Here is a 2,709-nt window from a genome sequence, read left to right as displayed (position 1 = left end):
CCCACGCCCAACATCGACAAGATCGCCGCCGACGGTGTGCGCTACGCGCAGTGGCACACCACCGCGCTGTGCTCGCCCACGCGCTCGTGCCTGCTCACCGGCCGCAACCACACCCGCAACAGCATGGCCTGCATCACCGAGGCGGCCATCGGCTTCCCCAACGCCAGCGGCACGATCCCGCCGGAGAACGGCATGCTCTCCGAGATCCTCGGCGAGCTGGGTTGGAACACCTACATGGTCGGGAAGTGGCATCTGTGCCCGACCGTCGAGATGAACCTTGCCTCGACACGTCGTAACTGGCCGACCGGGCGAGGGTTCGAGCGGTGGTACGGGTTCCTGGGGGCGGAGACGAGCCAGTGGTACCCGGAGCTGACGTACGACAACCATCCGGTGGACCAGCCCAAGACGCCGGAGGAGGGCTACCACTTCGGTGAGGACATCACCGACAAGGCGATCGAGTTCATCATGGACGCCAAGGCGGTGGCCCCTGACAAGCCGTTCCTCCTCTACTACGCGCCGGGTGCCTGCCACGCGCCGCACCACGCCCCGCGGGAGTGGATCCAGAGGTACGCCGGCCAGTTCGACATGGGCTACGAGGCGATGCGCGAGGCGACGCTCGCACGCCAGAAGCAGATGGGCATCGTCCCGGCCGACACCGAGCTCCCACCGATCAACCCGCTCGGCACCTCCGAGACGCGTCAGGGGCCGCAGGGTCAGCCGTTCCCGCCGCTGGACGTGACGAGGCCATGGGACTCGCTGTCGGATGCGGAGAAGCAGTTGTTCGCTCGGATGGCGGAGGTGTACGCGGGCTTCCTGTCCCACGCCGACCACCAGATCGGGCGCCTCCTCGACTACCTCGAGACGACTGGCCAGAGGGAGAACACCCTGGTCATCGTCGTGTCGGACAACGGCGCGAGCGGCGAGGGCGGCCCCGAAGGTTCGGTCAACGAGATGAAGTTCATGAACGGCATCCCGGACAGCATCGAGGCGAACCTGGCCATGCTGGACGAGCTTGGTGGCCCGACGACGTATAACCACTACCCCAACGGGTGGGCGATGGCCTTCAACACCCCGTTCAAGATGTGGAAGCGCTACGAGTTCAACGGGGGCACCGCCGACCCGTGCGTGATCTCCTGGCCCGCCGGGATGCAGGCACGCGGGGAGATCCGGGAGCAGTACCACCACGCGATCGACCTGGTCCCGACAGTCCTCGACGTCCTGGGCGTGACACCGCCGGACACGATCAAGGGCTACACCCAAAGCCACTTCGACGGCATCAGCATGCGCTACAGCTTCGACGACGGCCCGGCGGCCGGCGCCCGGCAGACGCAGTTCTACTCGATGCTCGGGTCCAGGGGCATCTGGCACAACGGGTGGAAGGCCATCACCAACCACCCGACGCTGAGCGGCTGGAGCCACTTCAACGACGACGAGTGGGAGCTTTACCACACCGACGTCGACCGCTCTGAGCTGCACAATCTGGCGGACGAGCAGCCCGAGAAGCTCCGCGAGCTCGTGAACCTCTGGTACGCCGAGGCAGGCGCGAACGAGGGCTTCCCCCTCGATGACCGTTCGGCCCTGGAGATCTTCGTAGCGAAGCGGCCGCTGCTCTCTGAGCCACGCAGCCGCTACGTGTACTTCCCGAACCACGCGGAGGTTCCCGAGGCGCAGGCCGTGAGCATCCGCGGGCGCTCGTTCGTGATCGGCGCGCTGGTCGACATCCCGGAGCCGGGTGCCGAAGGTGTGCTGCTCTCACAGGGCTCGCGGTTCGGGGGTCACAGCCTCTACGTGAAGGACAACCGACTGCACTACGTGAACAGCTTCGTCGGGATGTTCCAGCAGATGGTGATCGCCACCGAAGACATCCCCATCGGCACCGACCTGATCCTGTCGGCATCGTTCGAGAAGGACGGCGAGGACCCGCCTCCCGTGGCGACCGGCCTGCTCTCCCTTTTCTACGGTGACAACAAGGTCGGCGAGGGACGCATCAAGACTCAGCCAGGCGGCTACATGATCGCCGGCGAGGGCCTGGCAGTCGGGCGTGACGTGGGAGACCCCGTCACGCTGGACTACCCAGGCGAGCGTCCCTACCGGTTCACCGGTGGCACCATCCATCGCGTGGCCGTCGACGTCAGTGGCGAGCCGTACATCGACCTCGAACGCGAGGCACAGGCAATGCTCATGCGCGAATAGCAAAGCGCGTGGACGACATGGTCGCGACGGTGAGCAGATCAAGGGCGGTCCGAATCCACCCGCTGCCGGCGGTCATGGCTTCGCCGCTGAGCGCCCCGTGCTCAGCCCAGACACGCAAGCCCGACCGGGTTGACTTCGACAATTCTGCCCGACTCATGTCCATGTCGAGCGCTTCCCACGGGTCGCGGTTGGGATCGCCGTCGACGGCCGTGACCGCGTGGAGAGTCCATGGCGCGTGGTCGAGGGAAGACGAGCCGATGGCAACGAGCCCTGCCAGTTCTTCGTAAGGACGGCCACGTAGATCGGGGAACGGGAGGGAGTCAGTCACCGGTCCAATCTGCCCACAGACCACCCGCCCAGTGGCCACCCTCCCAGTACTACAGCCGCGCTTATGGCGGGGCGCCTCGGGTGGTGTGGTGGCAGCGGCGGGCGCGGGCTTGGTGCCGGCGGCGCCAGTGTGACCAGGCGAGGACGTCGCCGTGGGGGGCGACCGTGGGCGCCCAGATGAGGTGGGCG

The 2,709-nt window shown here is 66.9% G+C and carries 2 protein-coding genes; one reads left to right on the top strand and one right to left on the bottom strand.

All coding sequences use genetic code 11. The features are described 5' to 3' along the window. Nucleotides 1-2,193: arylsulfatase (locus VIM19_18835; protein HEY5186902.1), on the top strand; the 2,193-nt coding region annotated here is incomplete at its 5' end. On the opposite strand, the gene VIM19_18830 is transcribed toward VIM19_18835, so the two are convergent. Further along, the gene (locus tag VIM19_18830) at nucleotides 2,180-2,521 is read right to left on the bottom strand and encodes a hypothetical protein (protein ID HEY5186901.1); all 342 of its coding nucleotides are present in this window, start codon (nucleotides 2,519-2,521) and stop codon (nucleotides 2,180-2,182) included. The genes VIM19_18835 and VIM19_18830 overlap by 14 nt on opposite strands. Nucleotides 2,522-2,709 lie beyond the last annotated feature (188 nt).

This window comes from Actinomycetes bacterium (assembly GCA_036510875.1).
Classification (GTDB): Bacteria; Actinomycetota; Actinomycetes; order Prado026; family Prado026; genus DATCDE01.
The sequence above is the reverse complement of the archived record's forward strand: the minus strand, read 5'-3'. Positions and strand labels throughout refer to the sequence as shown.